This is a genomic window from Mucilaginibacter sp., from assembly GCF_965277465.1.
Lineage (GTDB): Bacteria > Bacteroidota > Bacteroidia > Sphingobacteriales > Sphingobacteriaceae > Mucilaginibacter.
In genome coordinates this window covers 1,832,846-1,852,991 of the sequence record NZ_CBDICW010000002.1, presented here as the reverse complement: position 1 = coordinate 1,852,991, position 20,146 = coordinate 1,832,846, and the positions used below count along the sequence as shown (strand labels likewise).

Sequence of the window (20,146 nt, the reverse complement as noted above, 5' to 3'; positions counted from 1 at the left end):
TAATAAACATTAAAATATTAAACCCAATGCAATCCCGATGATAATAATCATTGGGGTTTTTATTTTGGTGAAACGCAGCAGCAAAAATGCACCGGCCATGATGAGGTAAGCCATCCAGTTTAAGCCAAACGGCCTTACTAAAAGAATAAGCGCTGTTGCCATAAAACCTACGGCTACAGCATTTATGCCGCTCAGTGAGTTTTTTATACGGGCAATTTTTTTCAGATCGTTCCAAAAGGGAACTATAAATAAAATAAGGATCAAGCCGGGAGCATTGATACCTATAACAGCCACGGCACTGCCTATTATCTGCCCGGTTATTCCCCCACCCTTATTGCCCATAGTAATGCCACCCAAAAAGGAAGTAAATGAAAATGTTGGCCCGGGCAAAGCTTGTTGCAGGGCATATCCTGAAAGAAATTCAGAATTGGTTAAGTAATGTTTTGCCTCAACAAACTCTGTATACATCAATGGCACCAATACCTGCCCGCCGCCAAAAATCAGGATGCCGTTACGGTAAAAGTTTTCGAACAAGCGAATGGGCAAACTGAATGGCGAGGTTTGATTTACCAATGCACCCATAGCGGCAAAAAGCAGCAGGATACCAATAAAATAAGTAACTTTTTTAGGGTTAACGTTTGAAAATAGCTTTACCCTTAATTCATTTTCATGCGGCTGTGTTTCCAGCGCTGATGAAATAATACCACCTAATAAAACCAGCAGCGGGAATGCATAGGCATTTTGCAATATCAGCGTTGCAATCAGCGCCCCTATTGCCAGCATGGTACTTACCTGCGTTTTTAAAAATTTATGCGCAAAAGTATAAGTTGCATAAGCTACAATGCCAACCGCAATTGGCTGTACAAATCTTAAAATCTCGGTAAATTTGGCTTTATCAGCAAACATTTTATAACTGATGGCAGCCATGCACATAATGGTTGCTGAAGGCAGTATCCAAATAAAAAATGTAACCAGCGCAAGGTACAACCCACCAACTTTCCAGGCAATACCAACAAGGGTTTGGGTTGATGATGGGCCCGGCAACACCTGCGATAAAGCGTTCAGCTCCATTAATTCTTCTTCGGTAATATAGCCACGTTTCTCAACAAATTCGCGCAGCAAAACAGCTATATGAGCCTGAGGACCGCCAAATGCAGTAAAGGTGTAAAAAACTACATCCCGTAAAAAAATCAGCTGGCGTTTGTTCATTTAGTATAGTTATTCAATCCCGTTCGCTTATTCAGTGCTTGTTTATTAATACAAATGAGCAATCATTTATTAACTACTTGATTTTTAATCATCGTCGTCATCATCATAAAGCCCGGTAAGCTGGTTATAAACGCCCTGTAATTCTGAAAATGCATGGTTATCACGTTGTTCGCGGGTAACTATCATTCCGGTTTCATAAGTGGTAATTGCATCCTGCTTGCGGCCCAATGCTTCGTATAATTTACCTAAATGGTAATAAGTGCCTGTGTAATTACGGTGGTTGTTTACCAGGTCTTCATAATATTCAAGGGCCTTATCGGGCTGATTGATACGCAGATACTCCGTTGCAAGTGCATACTTTAAAAACGGATCTTCAGGTTCATTCTGAATAAATTCCAATAGCTTCTCTAATCTGCTTATCTGCATTTTAAACTCTCTCTTTTTTAACTAAATTTGCACAAATCTATTTTTATGAATGTACTGGTTTGTATAAGCAATGTTCCCGATACAACGACAAAAATAACTTTTACTGATAACAACACCCAATTTAATACCAACGGGGTTCAATTTATATTAAACCCTTATGATGAAATTGCATTAGCCCGTGCTATTGAGCTAACTGATGGTGGTAAGGGATCAGTAACGGTAATAAACGTTGGCGAAGTTAATACCGAACCAACCATCCGCAAGGCACTTGCCATTGGTGCAACTGATGCGGTAAGGATCAATGCTAAACCGCACGACGCCTGGTTTGTAGCTTATCAAATTGCACAATATGCCAAAGCAAATTCATTTGATCTGATTTTAACCGGCCGTGAGTCTATCGACTATAACGGCTCAAAAGTTGGAGCTATGCTGGGCGAGCTTTTAGATCTGCCTTCGGTATCCATCATCAAAAAATTAGATATTGAAGGTAGTAAAGTAACCGTTGAGCGCGAAATTGAAGGTGGTAAAGAAATATTGAGCATTCCCCTACCCATTGTAGCCGGAACTGCCGAAGGCGTTGCAGAACCTAAAATTCCAAATATGCGGGGCATTATGTCTGCACGTACCAAGCCATTAACCGTTATTGAGCCGGTTGAAGTAAAAACATTTTCAGAAATACTCAGCTATGAAACGCCTGCACCGCGCGGACAGGTAAAATTAGTTGCTGCGGATGATCCGGCTAAGTTAGTAGCTTTATTGCACGAAGAAGCAAGGGTTATATAACCACCGGATTTTTAACTATATCGATGATCTTAGTATTTTAATATGTCAGTTTTAGTATATACGGAAAATGTAGATGGCAAATTCAAGAAATCAACCTTTGAGGCGGTTTCTTATGCCCGTGCCGTTGCCGATCAAAATAATACCAGCCTCGTTGCCATTTCAATTGGTAACGTTAGTGCAGATGAGTTAACCAGCCTTGGTAAATATGGTGCCGTAAAAGTTTTAAATGTTTCCGGCGAGAAATTAAAGAATTTTATTAACCAGGCCTATGCCTCGGTAATTGCCGAAGCAGCTAAAAAAGAAAGTGCGGATATTGTTGTATTATCCAATTCGTTTTCGGGCCGTGGTTTAGCGCCCCGTATTGGCGTTAAGCTGCAAGCCGGCGTAGCCGATGGTGCCGTTTCACTGCCAGATCAAAGCGGTGGTAAATTCACGGTTAAAAAAACCGCATTTTCGGGTAAGGCATTTGCTATAGTTGAGCTAACATCGGCTAATAAAGTTATATCGCTAATACCCAATTCGTACAAGTTAGTTGAAACAGGTTCGGCAGCAATTGTTGAAGATTTTGCGGCAGAGGCTAAAGAATCAGACTTTAAAGCGATGATAAAAGACATTGTACGCTCAACTGATAAAGTTTCTTTACCTGATGCGGATATTGTTGTTTCGGGCGGCCGTGGCCTTAAAGGCCCTGAGAACTGGGCTATGGTTGAGGAACTTGCAGATTTATTGGGTGCTGCTTTAGCCTGCTCAAAACCGGTATCAGATGCAGGTTGGCGCCCGCATAGCGAACATGTTGGACAAACCGGCATAGCTGTCAGTCCAAATTTGTATATTGCAATAGGAATTTCGGGCGCAATTCAGCACCTTGCTGGCATCAGTTCATCAAAGGTAATTGTGGTTATTAACAAAGATCCCGAAGCTCCATTTTTTAAAGTGGCAGACTATGGTATTGTTGGTGATGCGTTTGAGGTAATACCAAAATTAATTTCGGCTGTTAAGGAGTATAAAGCTTCGGTATAAAAAAAGCATGCGTTGTGATGGGTAATGATATGAAAAAAATAAAACTGGATATTGTTGGCTTGTCATATAGCCAAACGCAGTCTGGTGCGTATGCCTTGGTTTTGGGCGAAGTTAGCGGCCGCAGAAGATTACCTATCATTATTGGTAGTTTTGAAGCACAAGCAATAGCTATCGAGATTGAAAAAATGACCCCTAGCAGGCCGCTTACCCATGATCTTTTTAAAAGTTTTGGCCAGGCATACCATATTACCGTACAGGAAATTATAATTTATAACCTGGTTGACGGTATTTTTTACTCAAAGCTAATTTGCTCGGATGGTAAAAAAGTGGTGGAGATAGATGCCCGTACCAGTGATGCTATTGCCGTTGCTGTAAGATTTGACTGCCCTATTTTTACTTATGAGTTTATACTATCAACCGCGGGTATTGTAATTGAAGGCAATGATTTTGTTTATTTAGAAAATATAAACGAAACCCCTGAAGAAAAAACTACCGCCGCGGCAACAGGGGGCTTCGCTACTTTAAGCACCGATGAGTTAAAAACCAAACTCCAGGAGGCCTTGGCCGAAGAATCATACGAAAAGGCTGCCAAAATTCGCGATGAACTTAACCGCCGTAAAGCTTCCTGATCTTATCATTATTAATAATTGTATAATCATAATGCTTTATTTTTATTAAGCATAAAGCATTGTTTTGTTATGCAATTTTATAATTTTCTGTCCTCCGGTTCAAAAGCCGGTAACTTATATCAAATCTTTTTAATAATTTAACCCTCAAAATTAACTGATCACGCTTATATGGAAAGATATACCGGTTTAATAGGTATTGCATTAATTTTCGGAATCGCATTTGCAATGTCAAATAACCGCAAGGCTATTAACTACCGCGTAGTATTATCAGGTTTAGGGATACAGTTATTATTAGCGCTGTTTATTTTAAAAACCACCATTGGTAAAGATATTTTTGGTTTTTTGGCGACAGGGGTAAAAAAAATCCTTTCCTTTTCTGATCAGGGTGCCGAGTTTGTTTTCGGTATTGTAGCTAATAAGGATGCCCAGCTAACCCGGGTATTAGGTTCACAGTATAGTTTCATTTTCTTTTTCAGGGTGATACCTACCATTATTTTTGTGGCGGTGCTCATCAGTATATTGTATCACTTAGGCATTATGCAGCGCATAGTCAAAGTATTTGCATGGATTGTGTACAAACTAATGGGGGTTAGCGGTGCCGAAGCCGTTTCAAACGTAGGCAGTGCATTTGTTGGCCAGGTTGAAGCACAGATCATGATAAAACCTTACCTTAAAGCGATGACCATGTCTGAGCTTTTAGCCTCGATGACGGGTAGTATGGCCTGCATAGCTGGCGGTGTTATGGCAACCTATATTGCCTTAGGTGTACCTGCTGAATATTTATTAGCGGCAAGTATAATGGCCGCCCCCGGAGCCTTGGTTATCTCAAAAATTGTATGGCCCGAAACAGAAATATCCGAAACTAAAGGAAAAGTATCGCTTGAGGTAAAAAAGGCAGATGCTAATTTAGTTGGTGCCATATCTCACGGTGCAAGTGATGGTTTAAAAATAGGTTTAAACGTTATAGCCATGCTTATTGGCTTTATAGCTATAATAGGTTTGTTAGATTATGTGTTGGGCAAAACCGGTTTATTCCTGTCAACTAACCTGCACATGAGCCTGGATTTTATCAATATCGATCTGAAGACACTCAGTCTAAAACAGATATTGGGTTCGTTATTCGCCATTTTTGCATGGGCTATGGGGGTGCCTCACAAGGATATTCAAACCGCAGGTTCATTAATGGGTACCAAAATGGTATTGAACGAATTTGTGGCTTATCTTGACCTGATAAAGGTAAAAGGCACTATGGCTCCAAAAACATTGGTGATCACCAGTTTTGCGCTTTGTGGTTTTGCTAACTTTAGCTCCATTGCCATACAAGTTGGCGGTATAGGTGAGCTTGCTCCCGAAAGACGTACTGATCTGTCAAAATTAGGTGTAAAGGCATTAATTTGCGGTACACTTGCCTCCTATTTATCAGCCACTATTGCCGGCATATTAATGTAATTCCTGATGAAGAAACATTATCGTAGTGAAAACAATTGCCTTAATTGCGGAACTACCTTAGATGGTAAGTTCTGCCATAATTGCGGGCAGGAAAACCTGGAGATAAAAGAAAGCTTCGGGCACATGATGAACCATGCCATCAGCGATTATTTTCATTTCGATCACCAGTTTTTTCATACGCTTAAACCCCTGCTCATTAAACCGGGATACCTTACCAATGAGTATATGGCCGGTAAGCGGGCACAATACCTGCACCCGGTAAAGATGTACATTTTTATAAGCCTTGTATATTTTGTACTGCTTTTTCAAAGCGGGCACGAAAAGGTAAAAACTGTACCTGTTGCAGTTAAACCCGGGATTAAGGGCCTGGTAATTGACTCCTTAAATAAACAGATAGCCCAGGACCCAGACTTAAGCGCTGTTGAAAAGAAACAGATACAAAAAAAAGTAACCCAATACGGTGGTGGTTTAGTAGCAGTTACAGAAGATGCTGATAGCAGTACCAGCAAAACCGGCTTGTTCAGTAAAAAAGATACCAGCTATAGCCAATACTTAAAAGAACAGCAACAATTACCGGCTAATCAACGCGATGGCTTTTTTAAGATGCAGGCTCGTAAAAAGATAATTAGCTACAGGCAAAAATATGGCGACAGATCAAAAGAAGTATTTTTTGATGAGTTTAAACATAACATCCCCAAAATGATGTTCCTGATGCTGCCACTGTTTGCTTTGATACTTAAGGTAACATTTTCAAACAATAAAAAATTCTATGTAGAGCACCTTATCTACACCTTTCACCTGCATTGCTTTCTGTTTATATTTTTGGCAATGATTATGCTGCTTGAGTTGATAATCCCCGCGGCATGGGTTATCAGCGACTGGATAAATTTTGGTGCTTTTATATACATCATCTGGTATATATTCCGCTCACTAAAACAGGTTTATCACCGCAGCAGCTTAAGAACCATTTCCAAGATGATAGGAATGTCAATAATGTACTTTATAGTATTTATATTTTGTGTAAGCACTGTGCTTTTAATTACAGGGCTGCTTGCTGCTTAAATTATAATATTACTTACCAAAAGCATCAAGCGCTATAGTTGGTTTGCCAGTATTGTCAAACGCATCTAAGCCATAACCTTGCCAGTTATAAGCCTCAGGTTCCCAGTAAAATACACCCAGACCATTGCCATTAGCAACTGAATTTACTTTGGTGATAATGTCTGTCAAAAAATCTCTGGAGGTGCTTGCTGCCGTGGCATCTAAACCAACCTCAACTATCATTACCGGGGTTGAGTAACGAGAAACCATATCATTTATATTGGTAAGGCATTGTGCATTTAAGGTTGACCAGTTTGTTGTTGACGGATAAAGCGACATACCTATAATATCCCATTGAGCACCATTAGCCTTTAAACCATCAAACATCCAGCGAAACAGTGTATTATCAAAACCATTTGAAATATGTACAATTACTTTTGTAGTGCTGCTTACTGATTTAACTGCGGCATAACCACTTTTAATGAGTGCTGCAAAATTGGCCATGCTTTTTGAAGCGCGGCCATCTTCCCATAGCATACCGTCGTTGGTTTCATTACCTACCTGTACCCAATCAGGGGTAATGCCATTGGTTTTTAAGGTATTCATTACGTTCACTGTATAAGTGCCCAAGGTAGTAGTTAAAGCGTTTATATCCATTGATGCCCATGCTGCGGGTTTTGTTTGGTGGCCGGGATCAGCCCAAACGTCGCTGTAATGAAAATCGATCATGATCTTCATACCTGCATTTTTAGCTCTGATAGCTTTTGCCACCAAATCAGCAGTATTGCACCAGCCGTCTGTTGGGTTTACCCATGCACGTAACCTGATAGAATTAAAACCAAGGCTTTTCATCAAGGCAAAAAGATCCTGCTGCGTACCTGTTTTATCATAAAACTTTACCCCCGACGATTCCATTTGTGTTACCCAGCTAATATCAGCTCCCTTAGCAAAAGTAGCTGCTACTACCGGCGCAGTGTAAGTTGACGTTTGCACAGGTGCGGGCGTAGGTGTACTCCCTTTGTTTGAACATGATAAAATCAAAAACAGTGATGCAATGCAGTATACACTTAATACTTTTTTCATACAGGAATTTTAGCTTATAAATTGGTGTCGCCAAAGGCTTTGACAAATATAAAATTCAGGCTTGAAAAATAAAATGTTTATTTAACATTTATTATTTTGAAGATTAAACCTACTCCTGCTAACAGAAAGTTTATAAATAAAAACAGCCTGCATTAAACTAAAATGCAGGCTGTTTTACAGCTGTTTATATACGCTGATGATTATAATTTACCGGTTCTTGACGGGATTTCGTTTGATAGATAATTAAAGCTTTGTGTCTGATCGCCAAGCTGGATCTTAAACTCCCCGGCCTCTGTAACCGTTTTGCTTATGTCATTCACAAAGGTAATATCCCTTGGCGTTATTTTAAAAGTGACTGTTTTTGTTTCGCCGGGTTGCAGGTCTATTTTGTCATAACCCCTTAAACGTTTGGTATCGGGTGCTATACTTGCATAAAGCTGGCTTATGTAAAGTAAAACCGATTCCTTCCCTTCACGCTGGCCTGTGTTCTTTACATCAACAGTGATGGTTAATGATTCATTAGCCTTCAAATCAGGTTTACTGATATGCAGGTTACTATAGCTAAAGCTTGTATAGCTTAAGCCATAACCAAATTCATAAAGCGGATTATAACCATGTTTATCATCAGGGTTACCATTTTCAAGATTTTTACGGTAATAATTAACCAAAGCATTGGTATAACGCGGGTAAGTAACCGGTAATTTACCTGATGGATTTACATCACCAAATAAAATGCTGGCTAATGCATCTCCCCCTTCGTTACCTGATAGATAAGCCATCACGGTAGCTGCCGACTGGCTTTCGGCCTGGGTAACAATGCGTGGGCGGCCTTCGGCTAAAACCAAAATAACTGGCTTGCCTGTTTTAGCTAATTCCATTGCCAGTTCGGTTTGTGCAGCAGGTAAGCTCAGGTCATCAATATTGCCTACGTTCTCAGTATACGAAAGTTCGCCTAAGCAAAGCACAATCACATCTGCTTTTTTTGCAGCTTTAATGGTTTCACTGATGTTTTTAAGACTATCAAATGCGGCTCCTGGTTCGTAGCTTACATTATCTTTTCCTATTTTTTGCTGAATAGCTTCTAAAATGGTGTTTTTGCTGGCTGCAAAAACATCCGACTGGTCGCCCTGCCAGGTATAACTCCATCCACCATCCAAGGCACGCATAGTATTGGCTGTTGGGCCTGTAACAAATACTTTCAGATCTTTTTTAAGCGGAAGGATATGATTATTGTTTTTTAGTAGTGTAATTGCCTCTGTAGCTGCCGTTACACTTACCTGGCGAAACTCTTCAGATCCAAATTTTGGATAATCATCAGGATTACCAACCGGGCGCTCAAACAAACCTAACTGGTATTTTACTTTCAGGATACGGTGAACAGCCTCATTGATACGGCTTATAGGTACTTTACCCTCGTGTACCAATTCAACTAAGTAGTTATAAAAACTATATTCATACGGAACCATGCTCATATCAACCCCGGCATTTACAGCTATCATTACCGCGTCTTTTTCGGTGGCGGCAACATGGTGGCGTTCGTGCAGGTATTCAATATCTTTCCAATCGCTAACGGCAATACCATCAAAATGCAGTTCGCCGCGTAATACATCCGTAAGCATATATTTACTTGCATGGATGGGTACGCCATTGATCTCGCCCGAGTTGATCATCAGCGTTCTGGCACCTGCTTTAACAGCTTCTTCAAAAGGTGGTAAAAAGTATTCGCGCATGTAACGGTCAGGGATCCAGGCTGGGGTACGGTCTTTTCCGCTTAGTGGGTCGCCATAACCTAAATAGTGTTTCATACAAGCGGCAACATGGTATTTATCGCCTACATCATTACCCTGGTAACCTTTAATAATTGAGGCACCCATTGTTTTGATCAGGAAAGGATCCTCACCAAAAGTTTCGTAGATCCGTGGCCATAATGGTGATTTACCTAAATCTAAAACCGGCGAATAATTCCATGGGATATAACTTGCACGTGTTTCATAAGCGGTAATCTGTCCTGCCTTAAAAGCTATCTCTTTATTAAATGTAGCTGCCATTGCAATTTCCTGCGGAAAAAGCGTACTGCCTGTTGTATAAGTTACGCCATGTATAGCATCAATACCATAAATAACCGGAATTTTTAAACGATCCTGGGCCGCTTCCTGCTGTATGGTTGAAATTACTTCGTACCAATGCTTACGATCATAAGCCTGGCCGCTTACGTTTAGTATGGAGCCCACATGGTATTTTAAAATGGCTTCTTTTATCTTATCAGCATCAATTTGATGTACGCCATTTTTGGTCGTTGATACCACATCAGATGTTACTTCGGTCATTTGCCCTATTTTTTCTTCGAGGGTCATTTTGGCTATCAGCGCGTCAACTTTTTTATCAAGTTCGGTGCCTGCCGGTTGTGGCTTTTTAGGTTGTGCGGCACAAAGCAGCGCGTTTAATAAAATGAAATTTACTAAAGTAAAAATTCTTTTCATGATTTGTCGGTTTGGTTCAAGGCCTTAATTGGACTATAAATTTATTAATTTTTATTTGATGTATTTAACTGATTTTGAAGCGCTTCTATCGCAATTGCTAAATAAGCCGCCGGGGCGTTCCAGTTAATTGCAATCTCGTTTACGGCATAAGCCCTGTCGTCATCAATATATGCTGCATCGGGCACAATTGAAGGTACTTTGATATGATCCTGCATGCCCGGATTGGGGCCGCCAGCCAATAAACCCGGTATAGGGTCAACAATACCATCGGCAACTGATGGGCGATGGTGCGGGTGCATAGGCGTTTTACTTCCGTACCCGGTTATATAGGAATAACCCGTAGCATTTCTGCCTAAAATATAGTCGAGGTTTGCCAATGAATACTTAAGGTATTTATTATTGCCGGATAGCTTATAGGCCTGAATGAGCATAACACCTTCATTTGCTGCTTCTGAGTTGCTTCCCCAGCCAAAATGATGGGCAGACTTGGTCATTACGGTTTGATATGCTGTTTCATCAGCACCGTTAATCATATCATCAGCTAAAGCGATCAGGCGTTTTTTAAGTTCCGGTAGTTCTTTTGGTGAATTACCTTTGGCCGGATCACAGTTTTTAATCAATGAATAATAGCCCAATAACCTAACTTGTCCCCAGGTTGGGATGGGCATATTATTATCAGGCAATAAATTAACCTGTTTTAAATATTCTGATTGTTGAGTGGTTACAAAAAGCTCTGATGCTGCCCAAATAAATTCATCAGTAAAAGTATTATCGCCATACGCGCCAGTTGTTATTTTAGGATCAAACTTTTTGTTCATTTCATCCTGCTGATAAGCTATATCCGGGTTTTTAACAGCCCAATCCCATGCTTTTTTAGCCTGATTTAAACAGGAATCAGCCAAACCGGGAACTTGTTGAGGGAATTTTCTGAATATCCGACTGGCCTGCGCCATCACGGCTGCAAAATCAAGCGTAGCTGCGGTTCCTTTCTGCACCACATAACGGGGGGCCGTACCTTTATCAGGCATTTCCATTTTATCAAATGCGGCATTGGTAAGTTTATGATAAACCCCGCCGTCGTTTGGATCCTGCATGGTGAGCATCCAGCGCAAATTCCATAATGCCTCGTTCAATACATCCGGAATATGGTTGCCGCTTTCCGGAATATTCAAATTAACCGATTGCATGTGTTCCGGAAAATCTTCATATAACGACAATAAAGTGCTGGTGCTTATGCCGCTGTTAACAATATATTTGTTATAGTCGCCTGCATCATACCATCCGCGCGGGGCCGAAATAACTGTGCCAGTTGGGCGTTTATCAGTAGCTGCTGATGCATGCACCAACACGCTGGTATCCGGATGCCCTTCGGCCCTATTCCATTTGCCCGCATACTTTTCCTGAAGAGGTATAGAAGCGCGCATGTAATAATAAGCCTTAATGATGCCCGCTGCTACTTCTTTATGTACGGCATTTTTAATTTGAAACGGATAAGAATATCCAGAACCTGGTATATATAAAACATAAGTACCGGAAGTATGGAAAGCAGTAAAATTTGCTATTTGAAGTGTATTACCTGCAAAATCAGGCTTTACCGATGCTTTTAACACCCCGGTAAACACCGTTTTTTTAGCTGTAGTTTGGATATAGAATTTATTACCACTGCTTTTTAATATGATCCCTGTTTTAGGGGCATCCGGATAAAACCCGATCTGATTTAGCCGGATCAACCTTGCAGTATCCTGGCCAATAGATTTTTGTGTAATAAACAATAACAATACGCCAAGCATACATACACAGATAAGGCATGGATTTGAATACTTATTGGTCATGAGTATTTATCAGTTTTAAAGTGGATAATTGGTTGATAAAGATATGTGTAAGTAATACAATAAGTATAATACTAAATTGACATACTTTATATTAAAAAGTGATACTAAACAGGCAAATTATATATAAATAATAATAGGGCTTAAAATACATTAAACAAAAAAGGGTTCGCCCATATATGAGCGAACCCTTTAAAATGTTACGAATAAGTTTTAAATTTTGAACAGAGTGTATGCAAGGCTCAAATTAAACAAGCCTACCCGGGTATGCGAATTACCGTAGGTTTGCTTGGTTAAACCGGCTTCGTACCGTAAGTCAATAGAAATCCTTTGTATATCAATGCCACCGCCAAACTGCCAGGCAAAGTTTTGATCTTTATAGTTCAATGATGTTGCATTGTTTACGGCTCCGCTAAAGCTTTGATCTTTATTTATAGCGAATGAAACTACAGGGCCTGTATAAAAACGACCGCCCAAACCAAATGCACCAACTTTACCACCAAACAAAAGCGGTACATCAATACTGGTAAATTTCGCTTTAACTTCACTGTTACCATCAGAGATCTGGACATTTTTTGAGGTGGCATAAATTTCGGGCTGAAAGTTAAAACCCAACGCGCCAAATCTTGCCCAAAAGCCTCCTAAATAACCAGCACGGTTGCTGCTATTAAAGGTAGATCCTGAATAATCAAGGCCAGATAGATTTAACCCTCCCTTTATCCCAAATTGAAAAGATGGTAAAGCCTGGGCTGCTGCAAAACTACTTGCTGCTGCAATAATTGTTAATGTTATAATCAGTTTTTTCATGATATAATAGCTATAGATGTATGATGCAGCATTAATAATCAACATAAAGCACAGATAAAAAATTGTGCGCTATATGCAGCAATATCCGGTCAATATTAAAAAATTAATATTGACCGGATATATAATTGATTATAAGATAAATATACCTATTTTAAGTTACACTGAAAGGGTTATCAAAAATTTAGAAATTTAGCTTTCCCTGGTAATAATCCAATATTTTAGTACGGATAAGATAATCATACCTTGCATTAATAAGGCTAACGTTTGCAGCATCCAGGTTATTTTTGGCTATCACAAAAATATCTGCAGTAATCACCCCACTGTTAAATTTAATCTCCTGTGCATTAAATGCTTCCTGGTATGCGGTTATCTGATCTAATAACACTGCATAACGCTCGTACGAGGTTAACATATTGGCATGTGCCTGCTCTATCTGCTGCTTAAGCTGTACCTGTGTATTGGTATTGGTATTTTGAGCATCCTCCAGGTTAATTTTTGCAATGGCTATATTATTCCTGTTTTGAAAATAATTTAAAATGGGGATCTGTAAATTTAAAGTAGGCCCGTAATTGTAGTTGTTTCTGAACTGATTTGAAAAATTTGCAGATGCTGTACTTGAGTAATTAGTACCTATTGAGCCGCCTAATGATAGGGTTGGATACAATCTTCCCCTCGCAGCTTTTACCTGGCTTTGAGCCGATTTAACACGCAGATCGGCTGCTTTTACCAAAGCTAAATCACTTAAGGCTGTCGCATAAATCTGATTCGGGCTTTGATCATACTTTACCGGAACCTGGTCTGCAGTTAGCCTAACCAATTGAACATCCTTTTTAAAGGGAACGTTCATGGCCTCTAACAAATTTAATTTGGCAGTTATCACCGCATTTTTAGCATTTATAACGGTTAATGCATCACTTGAATGGGTTCCTTTAATATTATAATAGTCTGCCGGGGCTACTGAGCCGGCATTATTTAAAATGGTTTCGCGGTCTAAGTTAATTTTAGAACCATTAAACTGGAAGTTTGCCTGTGTAAGCTGGTCTTCACTGCTCAGAACTTGTAAATACAACGAAATTATATTTAGTGTAGTTAAATCCTTAACCTGTTGGAAATCCATTTTACCAGCCTGGTAAGCTAAGGAATTTTGCTTGATGCTATTCACCATACTTAAACCGTTAAATAAAATAACACTGCTGTTAAGGCTGTACTGGCCAATATTAATTTGCTGGTTTACATAGTTATACGTTGTAGGATCCTGGCTGCGGCCATTACTTAATGTTTGTGATGCATTACCATTTAGGGTTGGTAAAAGGTTTTCTCGGGTTTGTTTCCAGGCTATACGGTCGCGTTCTACCTGGGTTTCACTCAACTTAACGGTAAGGTTATTTTTAATGGCTATATCAACACATTGCTGTAATGTTAAAACACTATCCTGAAGCTGCTGGGCTTTAGAAATACCGGCTATTGAAAGAAGTAAAAGTAATAAGGGTATTTTTTTAAAAAACATGATTATGATATTTATCTTTTCGGTTTAGAATTTTCTGGATGATTCTACTTTACCATCTAAAAGGTTAATGATCCTTGAACCGTATTCTGCATTTTTCTCGGAGTGCGTTACCTGGATTATGGTAACACCATCTTCTTTATTCAGCTTGCGGAACAACTGCATTATTTCGTCGCCTTGTTTTGAATTTAAGTTACCTGTAGGCTCATCTGCCAATAACAGTTTAGGTTTGGCAATAAGTGCACGCGCTATACCCACCAACTGTTGCTGTCCTCCTGATAGCTGCGCCGGGAAAAGATCTTTTTTTCCTACTATCTGAAAACGATCAAGCATATCAGCCACTATGGCTTTACGTTCGCTGCTTTTATAATCCTGGTAAATTAGCGGGGTTTCAATGTTTTCATAAACAGTAAGTTCATCAATTAAATGATAGGCCTGAAATACAAAGCCTATGTATTGCTTATATAAAGCCGATCGCTGTTTGTCTTTAAGCTGATGCACTGCGTTATTAACAAAATAATGATAGCCGTCTGAGGGTTCATCAAGCATACCTATAACATTTAACAAGGTTGATTTTCCGGAACCTGAAGGGCCCATAATGGAAATAAATTCACCTTCATCAACCTCAAGGTTAATATCGTTAAGTACAAAATTTTTATTGCCGCCAACCTGGTAGTATTTTGAAATATGCTGTAGTGATAACATGTGTATAAATTAATTAGTAATTTGTTGAATTAGTGATTTACCGGATCGCTAATTTATTAAATAAAGTATTTTAATTAACGGTATTTACTTACCTGATATGCCACTTAAGTATCAATAATATACCAAACTTTTAATAATCTTATAATCAAATAGTTAACAATAAAAGATAAAGTAATTACTGTTCGCTTATGTAACAGGAAGCGTACGGTAATGATACAATAGATTAAACCAAAAAGCCTTAAATCCGGAGCATTAAAATCATACTTGGATGACTTAAAACTCCAGACTTAAGGCTGTTTAGTTTAGTGTAAAACTATTCGCTCCTCAAACTCTTAACCGGGTTGGCTATAGCTGCTTTAACAGACTGAAAGCTTACTGTTAAAAAAGCTATCAGTAATGAAATTATCCCCGCTAAAACAAATACCCACCATTGAATACTGATGCGAAAGGCAAAATCCTGCAACCATTTACTCATAAAAAACCAGGCTATTGGCCATGCAAAAAGGTTGGCAATCAAAACCAGTTTCAGAAAATTGCCCGAAAGTAACAGGGTAATATTTTGTACTGATGCACCAAGTACCTTGCGAACACCTATTTCTTTCACCCTTTTTTCGGCAGAGTACGAGGCTAGGCCAAATAAGCCCAGGCAAGAGATAATAATGATCAGTGCGGCCAGCATCCCTACAATTTTACTTACCTGATCGTCAACACGGTAAACATCATTAAAATGATCGTCTAAAAACTGGTAGCTAAATGGAATTTCGGGCTCAATACTTTTCCAGGTTGTTTTTATATAGTCAATAGCTTCGGTAGTTTTGCCACCATTAATTTTTACCGACATGGTGCTAAAGCCATTGCCTTTATCACTCAATATAAATAAGGTTTCAATTTTATAATGCAGCGAGTTAAAGTTAAAATCTTTAACTATAGCTTTTATAGTACCCAATGAATCATATCCAAAACGCAGGCCGATTAGCGATGATAGCGGTTTCCCTTTTTGATCTTTTAATAACTCTTTAGCAAGGGTTTCATTAATGATGTATTCCTTACCTTCCTGCGTTTTCTCGCCCGAAAAGTTTTTACCCGCTAACAGTTTTATTTTATATAAACTCAAATAATCATTATCAACTATAAGCTGAGTAGCAGTTAATTGCCGTTTAGGCCCATCTGCCGGATGAAACTCGACTCCTGACTGATCCAAATGGCTACCCAGATTATCCTGCGATGCGGTAACCCCGCTGATTAGTGAACTGTTTAACAATTGTTGCTTAAGCAGATCATACTTTGCAGGTGTAACCATATTTAAGGGCACAGTAACTACCTGATCGCGTACAAAACCAGGATCACGTTTCTGCATAAAGTTTAATTGCTTTACAACAAGCACAGTGGCTATCATTAAAAAGATGGCGCTTGTAAACTGCCCAACAACCAATATATTCCTTAATAAACCTTTATTTTTACCTGTTTGAATGGATCCTTTCAATACCTGTACAGGCTGAAATCCGGACAAATAAGCCGCCGGGTAGATCCCCGAGATTAAGCCTACAACTATAGTACAAACAACAATCAATCCTGTTATCCCCAAATTACTAAAAACCGGAAGACTTATTTCCCGCTGACTAAGGTTATTGATGTACGGCAATGCAATTTCAACCAGCACAACAGCAAAAACTAATGCTATTAGGGAGAGCATAACGGTTTCGCCTAAAAACTGTATGGCTAATTGAAAGCGGTACGCCCCTATTGATTTTCTTATACCTACCTCTTTGGCTCTTTCGGCAGAGCGGGCGGTTGAAAGGTTGATAAAGTTTATACAAGCTATTACCAATACAATAAGTGCTATGGCAGCAAAAAGGTTAGTTAGCTTCCTGTCAAATTTCTGATAGTTAAGGTAATCCAGCCCAATATCGGCAGAGTTGGCATGTACATCCTTAAGCGGCAAAAAAAACAACTCGTAATGATTCCAGTCTGTACCGCCTATGTGTTTTTTCAGGTAATCAGGCATCTTTTTTTCAAGGGCATTGATATTAGTCCCGGGGGCTAATACTAAATAAGTATTTAGCCAGTTACCACCCCAGTTATTGATCATCCAGGGTTTAAAAATAGTACTGAAAGAAAATAAACCATCAAACTGTAACTGCGAGTTTTTTGGTGGATTTGCTACTATACCGGTAACAGCATAACTGGCTGTATCGCCACCATAATGGGTAATTGTTTTGCCAATAGGATCCTGGTTGCCAAAAAGCTTTTCAGCGGTAGCCTGTGTAAGTAAAACACTGTGCGGTTTTAATAACGCAGTTGCCCGGTCGCCTTTTATCAGCTTAAAATCAAATATGTTAAGAAAAGTGGTATCCACAAAAAAGGCTTCGGGTATAAACACCCTTTTTTCCTGGTAAGTTAATTGAAACTTCTCCTGCCAGCGGATCCTTGTAAAATTCTGGATCTCCGGAAATTCAGCTTTTAGCGTTGCCCCCATCGGGAACATGGATAGTGCAACCTTTTGCGATGCCACCATCCCCGGAAATTTTTGAACCTCGTTTAAACGGTAAATGTTTTTGGTGTGAAAATTGTCGAAACTCTTTTCGTACGAAACAAACAGCATGATAACAATACAGGCTGCCATACCAATGGACAGACCGATAATGTTAATTGCCGAAAAAACCTTGTTCTTCCAGATGTTTCGCCAGGCGATCTTTAGGTAATTTTTTATCATGGTTTAGTTTATTGGAATCTTTTGTCTAATAAGGATTATTCGTTTTTTAAACTGTTTACCGGGTTTGCCAATGCCGATCTGATGGCTTTACACCCCACAGTTAACCAGGCAATTATTACGGATAGCAATATGGCTGATACAAATATGCCGGGGCCTATGGTTATTTTATACGTAAATGCCTGTAACCATTTATTCATAAAATACCAGCCAACGGGCGCCGAAATTGCGAACGCCACTAAAATTAGCAGGGTAAATTCTTTTGAAAAAAGGTAAACAATATGACCTACCGATGCACCCAATGTTTTGCGGATCCCAACCTCTTTGGTACGTTGTACTGCCATAAATGATATTAAGCCATACAAGCCCAGACAAGAAATAAAAATGGCTATGCCAGCAAATACTTTATAAAGCTGTGATAGTTGATTTTCATTTTTGTAAAAAGTGGCAATCTTTTCATCTAAAAACTGGTACTCATATAAATAATCAGGGAATGATTTGTTCCAAAGCTTTTCGATGGATGCAAGGCTTTGATTGATATTTGATGGCTCAATTTTTATGTTGATCACCTGGTACATTTTTTTCCATGACCCCATCAAAACCGGAGGAATAGCATCTTTCAGTGAACTGACATTAAAATCCTTTACCACACCGGTAATTTGAGCATGCTTTGATTTATTATACCCTAACTGAATGTATTTACCAATTGCATCTTTAGGATCGCGAATGCCTAATTCTTTTATCAGGGCCTGATTCACTACATATCCGCTCACTGTATCTCCGGTTTTATAAGGCTGACCTGCCAAAAACTGCAGTTTATAAAGCTTAAAATATTCGGCATCGGCCCATTTTAAATTGGCACTGAACTTTGTCTTTTTATCGGAGTTATTATACCTAAATCCAGTATTCCAACTTGTATAATCGGATGGGCCTGCAAAGCTATAGCTCACATCTTTTATACCAGGTGCTTCTAAAAGCTGGTTCTTTAATGAGCTCATCCTGCTTTCACTTAAGCTATCAGCCGGGAGCGGTACCATAACTACTGCATCTTTTGCAAAGCCTAATGATTTATTACTGAAATAATTCATTTGGCTGATGATTACCAAAGTGCCAATAACCAATACCTGCGCTATGCAAAATTGTAATACCACCAAGCCTCTTCTTAGCGATATACCACTTGCTTTGGATGCTGCTATCTTATTTTTAAGCGCCGTTATGGGATTAAAGCCCGATAATACCATTGCCGGATAAAAGCCTGCCAATAATGTAACCCCAGCAACTAACCCAGCAAGGAAAATAAGAACCACAGGTTCAAACAGAAAGGACTTGCTGAGTTCAATTTCCATTAACTGGTTAAGTGGGGGAAGCGCTAAACTTGTTATGCCTATAGCCAACGCAACCGCCAATAAAGTAATGATCAATGTTTCGCTGATAAACTGAAAGATCAGTTGCTTGCGGCTACTGCCCAATACTTTACGGATGCCTACTTCTTTTGAGCGGTTTACTGCCTGTGCTGTTGCCAGGTTTATAAAATTAACACAGGCTATTATCAGCAGAAATAAACCTATTAAGCTGATGGCATTGATAAGTTGTTTACTGAACGGATGATTACTGTATATGTCAACCGAACTGTCATAATGCAAATCGGTAAGCGCCTGAAGTTGCATACTTTGTGATGCATATTCTGCCGATTGATGCTTTTTTGCAAATGCAGCTAACTCAACATTAAACTGTTTGATATTTTGATTTTCAGGCAGTACAACATAACAATTGTTGGAGCTTATGATGCTAACCCAATCCTGCATATTGTTATAAAAATCACTCCCTTTAACCCTTAAAGTGGCGTATGAGATTACTGCCTTCAGCGGAAAATCTGTATTTACCGGTATGTCTTTTAAAACCCCTGTTACTTTGAGTGTTAGTTTATTATCAAGCTTTACTGTTTTGCCAATTACATCCTTCCAGTCGCCAAAAAACTTATTGGCTTCTTTTTTTGTTAAAATTATACTGTTGGGTTCGTTAAGGCAGCTTTTTTTATCTCCGGCCAGCAAATCAAACTTAAAAACATTAAAAAACTGCGGTTCAGCATAAAAGGTATCATCTTCTTTAAACTTCTTTACAGTTTGTTCATTACCATTGGTCGTCACCATAAAATAACTGCCCCTATTGCGCATTACAGCCGTAATATCCTTTAACTGCGGAAAATCGATCCTTAAAGCATCTGCTGTTGGAAAAGGGATCCCGCTATCCAGGTCTACCCCGCCCTGCTGGTTTTTAAAAGCAGTAAGTACCCGGTATATATGATCTTTTTTAGGGTGAAAATTATCAAAGCTGTTTTCGAAGTTTATAACCAAAAAAATAAGCAGGCAGGCAGCTATGCCCACAGCTAAACCAGTAATATTTATAATGGTATAACTTTTATTGCGGATAAGGCTGCGCCATGCAGTTTTAATATAGTTCTTTATCATTAC

General features: G+C 39.3%; 15 protein-coding genes. 5 read left to right on the top strand and 10 right to left on the bottom strand.

Features of this window, described 5'->3' with window-relative positions; genetic code table 11:
- Positions 1–9 precede the first annotated feature (9 nt).
- Positions 10–1,209, bottom strand: a complete 1,200-nt coding sequence (gene chrA, locus ACQY4U_RS20405; protein ID WP_428331310.1) for a chromate efflux transporter — start codon at positions 1,207–1,209, stop codon at positions 10–12.
- An 84-nt stretch (positions 1,210–1,293) separates the two neighbouring features.
- Positions 1,294–1,635 carry a tetratricopeptide repeat protein gene (locus ACQY4U_RS20400; RefSeq protein ID WP_428331309.1) on the bottom strand — a complete coding sequence of 114 codons (342 nt, stop codon included), beginning with the start codon at positions 1,633–1,635 and terminating at the stop codon, positions 1,294–1,296.
- A 45-nt stretch (positions 1,636–1,680) separates the two neighbouring features.
- Between ACQY4U_RS20400 and ACQY4U_RS20395 the strand changes: the two genes are divergently transcribed.
- The 5 genes from ACQY4U_RS20395 (at position 1,681) to ACQY4U_RS20375 (ending at position 6,578) form a co-directional block, all read left to right on the top strand.
- Positions 1,681–2,418 carry an electron transfer flavoprotein subunit beta/FixA family protein gene (locus ACQY4U_RS20395; protein WP_428331308.1) on the top strand — a complete coding sequence of 246 codons (738 nt, stop codon included), beginning with the start codon at positions 1,681–1,683 and terminating at the stop codon, positions 2,416–2,418.
- A gap of 42 nt (positions 2,419–2,460) precedes the next feature.
- Positions 2,461–3,438 carry an electron transfer flavoprotein subunit alpha/FixB family protein gene (locus ACQY4U_RS20390; RefSeq protein ID WP_428331307.1) on the top strand — a complete coding sequence of 326 codons (978 nt, stop codon included), beginning with the start codon at positions 2,461–2,463 and terminating at the stop codon, positions 3,436–3,438.
- Positions 3,439–3,467: 29 nt separating this feature from the next.
- A complete protein-coding gene (locus ACQY4U_RS20385) occupies positions 3,468–4,067 on the top strand; it encodes a bifunctional nuclease domain-containing protein (protein WP_428331306.1) in 600 nt (199 codons plus the stop codon).
- Between the two features lie 168 nt (positions 4,068–4,235).
- Positions 4,236–5,516: a NupC/NupG family nucleoside CNT transporter gene (locus ACQY4U_RS20380; RefSeq protein ID WP_428331305.1), complete on the top strand. Its 1,281-nt coding sequence runs from the start codon at positions 4,236–4,238 to the stop codon at positions 5,514–5,516.
- 6 nt (positions 5,517–5,522) lie between these two features.
- Positions 5,523–6,578 carry a DUF3667 domain-containing protein gene (locus tag ACQY4U_RS20375; protein WP_428331304.1) on the top strand — a complete coding sequence of 352 codons (1,056 nt, stop codon included), beginning with the start codon at positions 5,523–5,525 and terminating at the stop codon, positions 6,576–6,578.
- Between the two features lie 9 nt (positions 6,579–6,587).
- Here ACQY4U_RS20375 and ACQY4U_RS20370 read toward each other — a convergent pair whose 3' ends face one another.
- From ACQY4U_RS20370 to ACQY4U_RS20335, 8 genes are all read right to left on the bottom strand, one after another.
- A complete protein-coding gene (locus ACQY4U_RS20370) occupies positions 6,588–7,640 on the bottom strand; it encodes a glycoside hydrolase family 53 protein (RefSeq protein WP_428331303.1) in 1,053 nt (350 codons plus the stop codon).
- Between the two features lie 200 nt (positions 7,641–7,840).
- The gene (locus ACQY4U_RS20365) at positions 7,841–10,120 is read right to left on the bottom strand and encodes a glycoside hydrolase family 3 N-terminal domain-containing protein (RefSeq protein ID WP_428331302.1); all 2,280 of its coding nucleotides are present in this window, start codon (positions 10,118–10,120) and stop codon (positions 7,841–7,843) included.
- A gap of 44 nt (positions 10,121–10,164) precedes the next feature.
- Positions 10,165–11,952, bottom strand: a complete 1,788-nt coding sequence (locus ACQY4U_RS20360) for a glycoside hydrolase family 9 protein (protein WP_428331301.1) — start codon at positions 11,950–11,952, stop codon at positions 10,165–10,167.
- Between the two features lie 210 nt (positions 11,953–12,162).
- Positions 12,163–12,756, bottom strand: coding sequence for an outer membrane beta-barrel protein (locus tag ACQY4U_RS20355; RefSeq protein ID WP_428331300.1), 594 nt, complete (start codon positions 12,754–12,756; stop codon positions 12,163–12,165).
- Positions 12,757–12,937: 181 nt separating this feature from the next.
- Positions 12,938–14,263 carry a TolC family protein gene (locus ACQY4U_RS20350; RefSeq protein ID WP_428331299.1) on the bottom strand — a complete coding sequence of 442 codons (1,326 nt, stop codon included), beginning with the start codon at positions 14,261–14,263 and terminating at the stop codon, positions 12,938–12,940.
- A gap of 24 nt (positions 14,264–14,287) precedes the next feature.
- The gene (locus tag ACQY4U_RS20345; protein WP_428331298.1) at positions 14,288–14,965 is read right to left on the bottom strand and encodes an ABC transporter ATP-binding protein; all 678 of its coding nucleotides are present in this window, start codon (positions 14,963–14,965) and stop codon (positions 14,288–14,290) included.
- 313 nt (positions 14,966–15,278) lie between these two features.
- Positions 15,279–17,678, bottom strand: coding sequence for an ABC transporter permease (locus ACQY4U_RS20340; protein ID WP_428331296.1), 2,400 nt, complete (start codon positions 17,676–17,678; stop codon positions 15,279–15,281).
- A 35-nt stretch (positions 17,679–17,713) separates the two neighbouring features.
- The gene (locus ACQY4U_RS20335) at positions 17,714–20,143 is read right to left on the bottom strand and encodes an ABC transporter permease (protein WP_428331295.1); all 2,430 of its coding nucleotides are present in this window, start codon (positions 20,141–20,143) and stop codon (positions 17,714–17,716) included.
- Positions 20,144–20,146: the final 3 nt, after the last annotated feature.

Coding starts and splice junctions, on each gene's coding strand:
- ACQY4U_RS20355 (WP_428331300.1), bottom strand. CDS start 12,756: ATGAAAAAACTGATTATAACATTAACAATTATTGCAGCAGCAAGTAGT.
- ACQY4U_RS20345 (WP_428331298.1), bottom strand. CDS start 14,965: ATGTTATCACTACAGCATATTTCAAAATACTACCAGGTTGGCGGCAAT.
- ACQY4U_RS20350 (WP_428331299.1), bottom strand. CDS start 14,263: ATGTTTTTTAAAAAAATACCCTTATTACTTTTACTTCTTTCAATAGCC.
- ACQY4U_RS20375 (WP_428331304.1), top strand. CDS start 5,523: ATGAAGAAACATTATCGTAGTGAAAACAATTGCCTTAATTGCGGAACT.
- ACQY4U_RS20370 (WP_428331303.1), bottom strand. CDS start 7,640: ATGAAAAAAGTATTAAGTGTATACTGCATTGCATCACTGTTTTTGATT.
- ACQY4U_RS20335 (WP_428331295.1), bottom strand. CDS start 20,143: ATGATAAAGAACTATATTAAAACTGCATGGCGCAGCCTTATCCGCAAT.
- ACQY4U_RS20395 (WP_428331308.1), top strand. CDS start 1,681: ATGAATGTACTGGTTTGTATAAGCAATGTTCCCGATACAACGACAAAA.
- ACQY4U_RS20400 (WP_428331309.1), bottom strand. CDS start 1,635: ATGCAGATAAGCAGATTAGAGAAGCTATTGGAATTTATTCAGAATGAA.
- ACQY4U_RS20365 (WP_428331302.1), bottom strand. CDS start 10,120: ATGAAAAGAATTTTTACTTTAGTAAATTTCATTTTATTAAACGCGCTG.
- ACQY4U_RS20385 (WP_428331306.1), top strand. CDS start 3,468: ATGAAAAAAATAAAACTGGATATTGTTGGCTTGTCATATAGCCAAACG.
- ACQY4U_RS20390 (WP_428331307.1), top strand. CDS start 2,461: ATGTCAGTTTTAGTATATACGGAAAATGTAGATGGCAAATTCAAGAAA.
- ACQY4U_RS20340 (WP_428331296.1), bottom strand. CDS start 17,678: ATGATAAAAAATTACCTAAAGATCGCCTGGCGAAACATCTGGAAGAAC.
- chrA (WP_428331310.1), bottom strand. CDS start 1,209: ATGAACAAACGCCAGCTGATTTTTTTACGGGATGTAGTTTTTTACACC.
- ACQY4U_RS20360 (WP_428331301.1), bottom strand. CDS start 11,952: ATGACCAATAAGTATTCAAATCCATGCCTTATCTGTGTATGTATGCTT.
- ACQY4U_RS20380 (WP_428331305.1), top strand. CDS start 4,236: ATGGAAAGATATACCGGTTTAATAGGTATTGCATTAATTTTCGGAATC.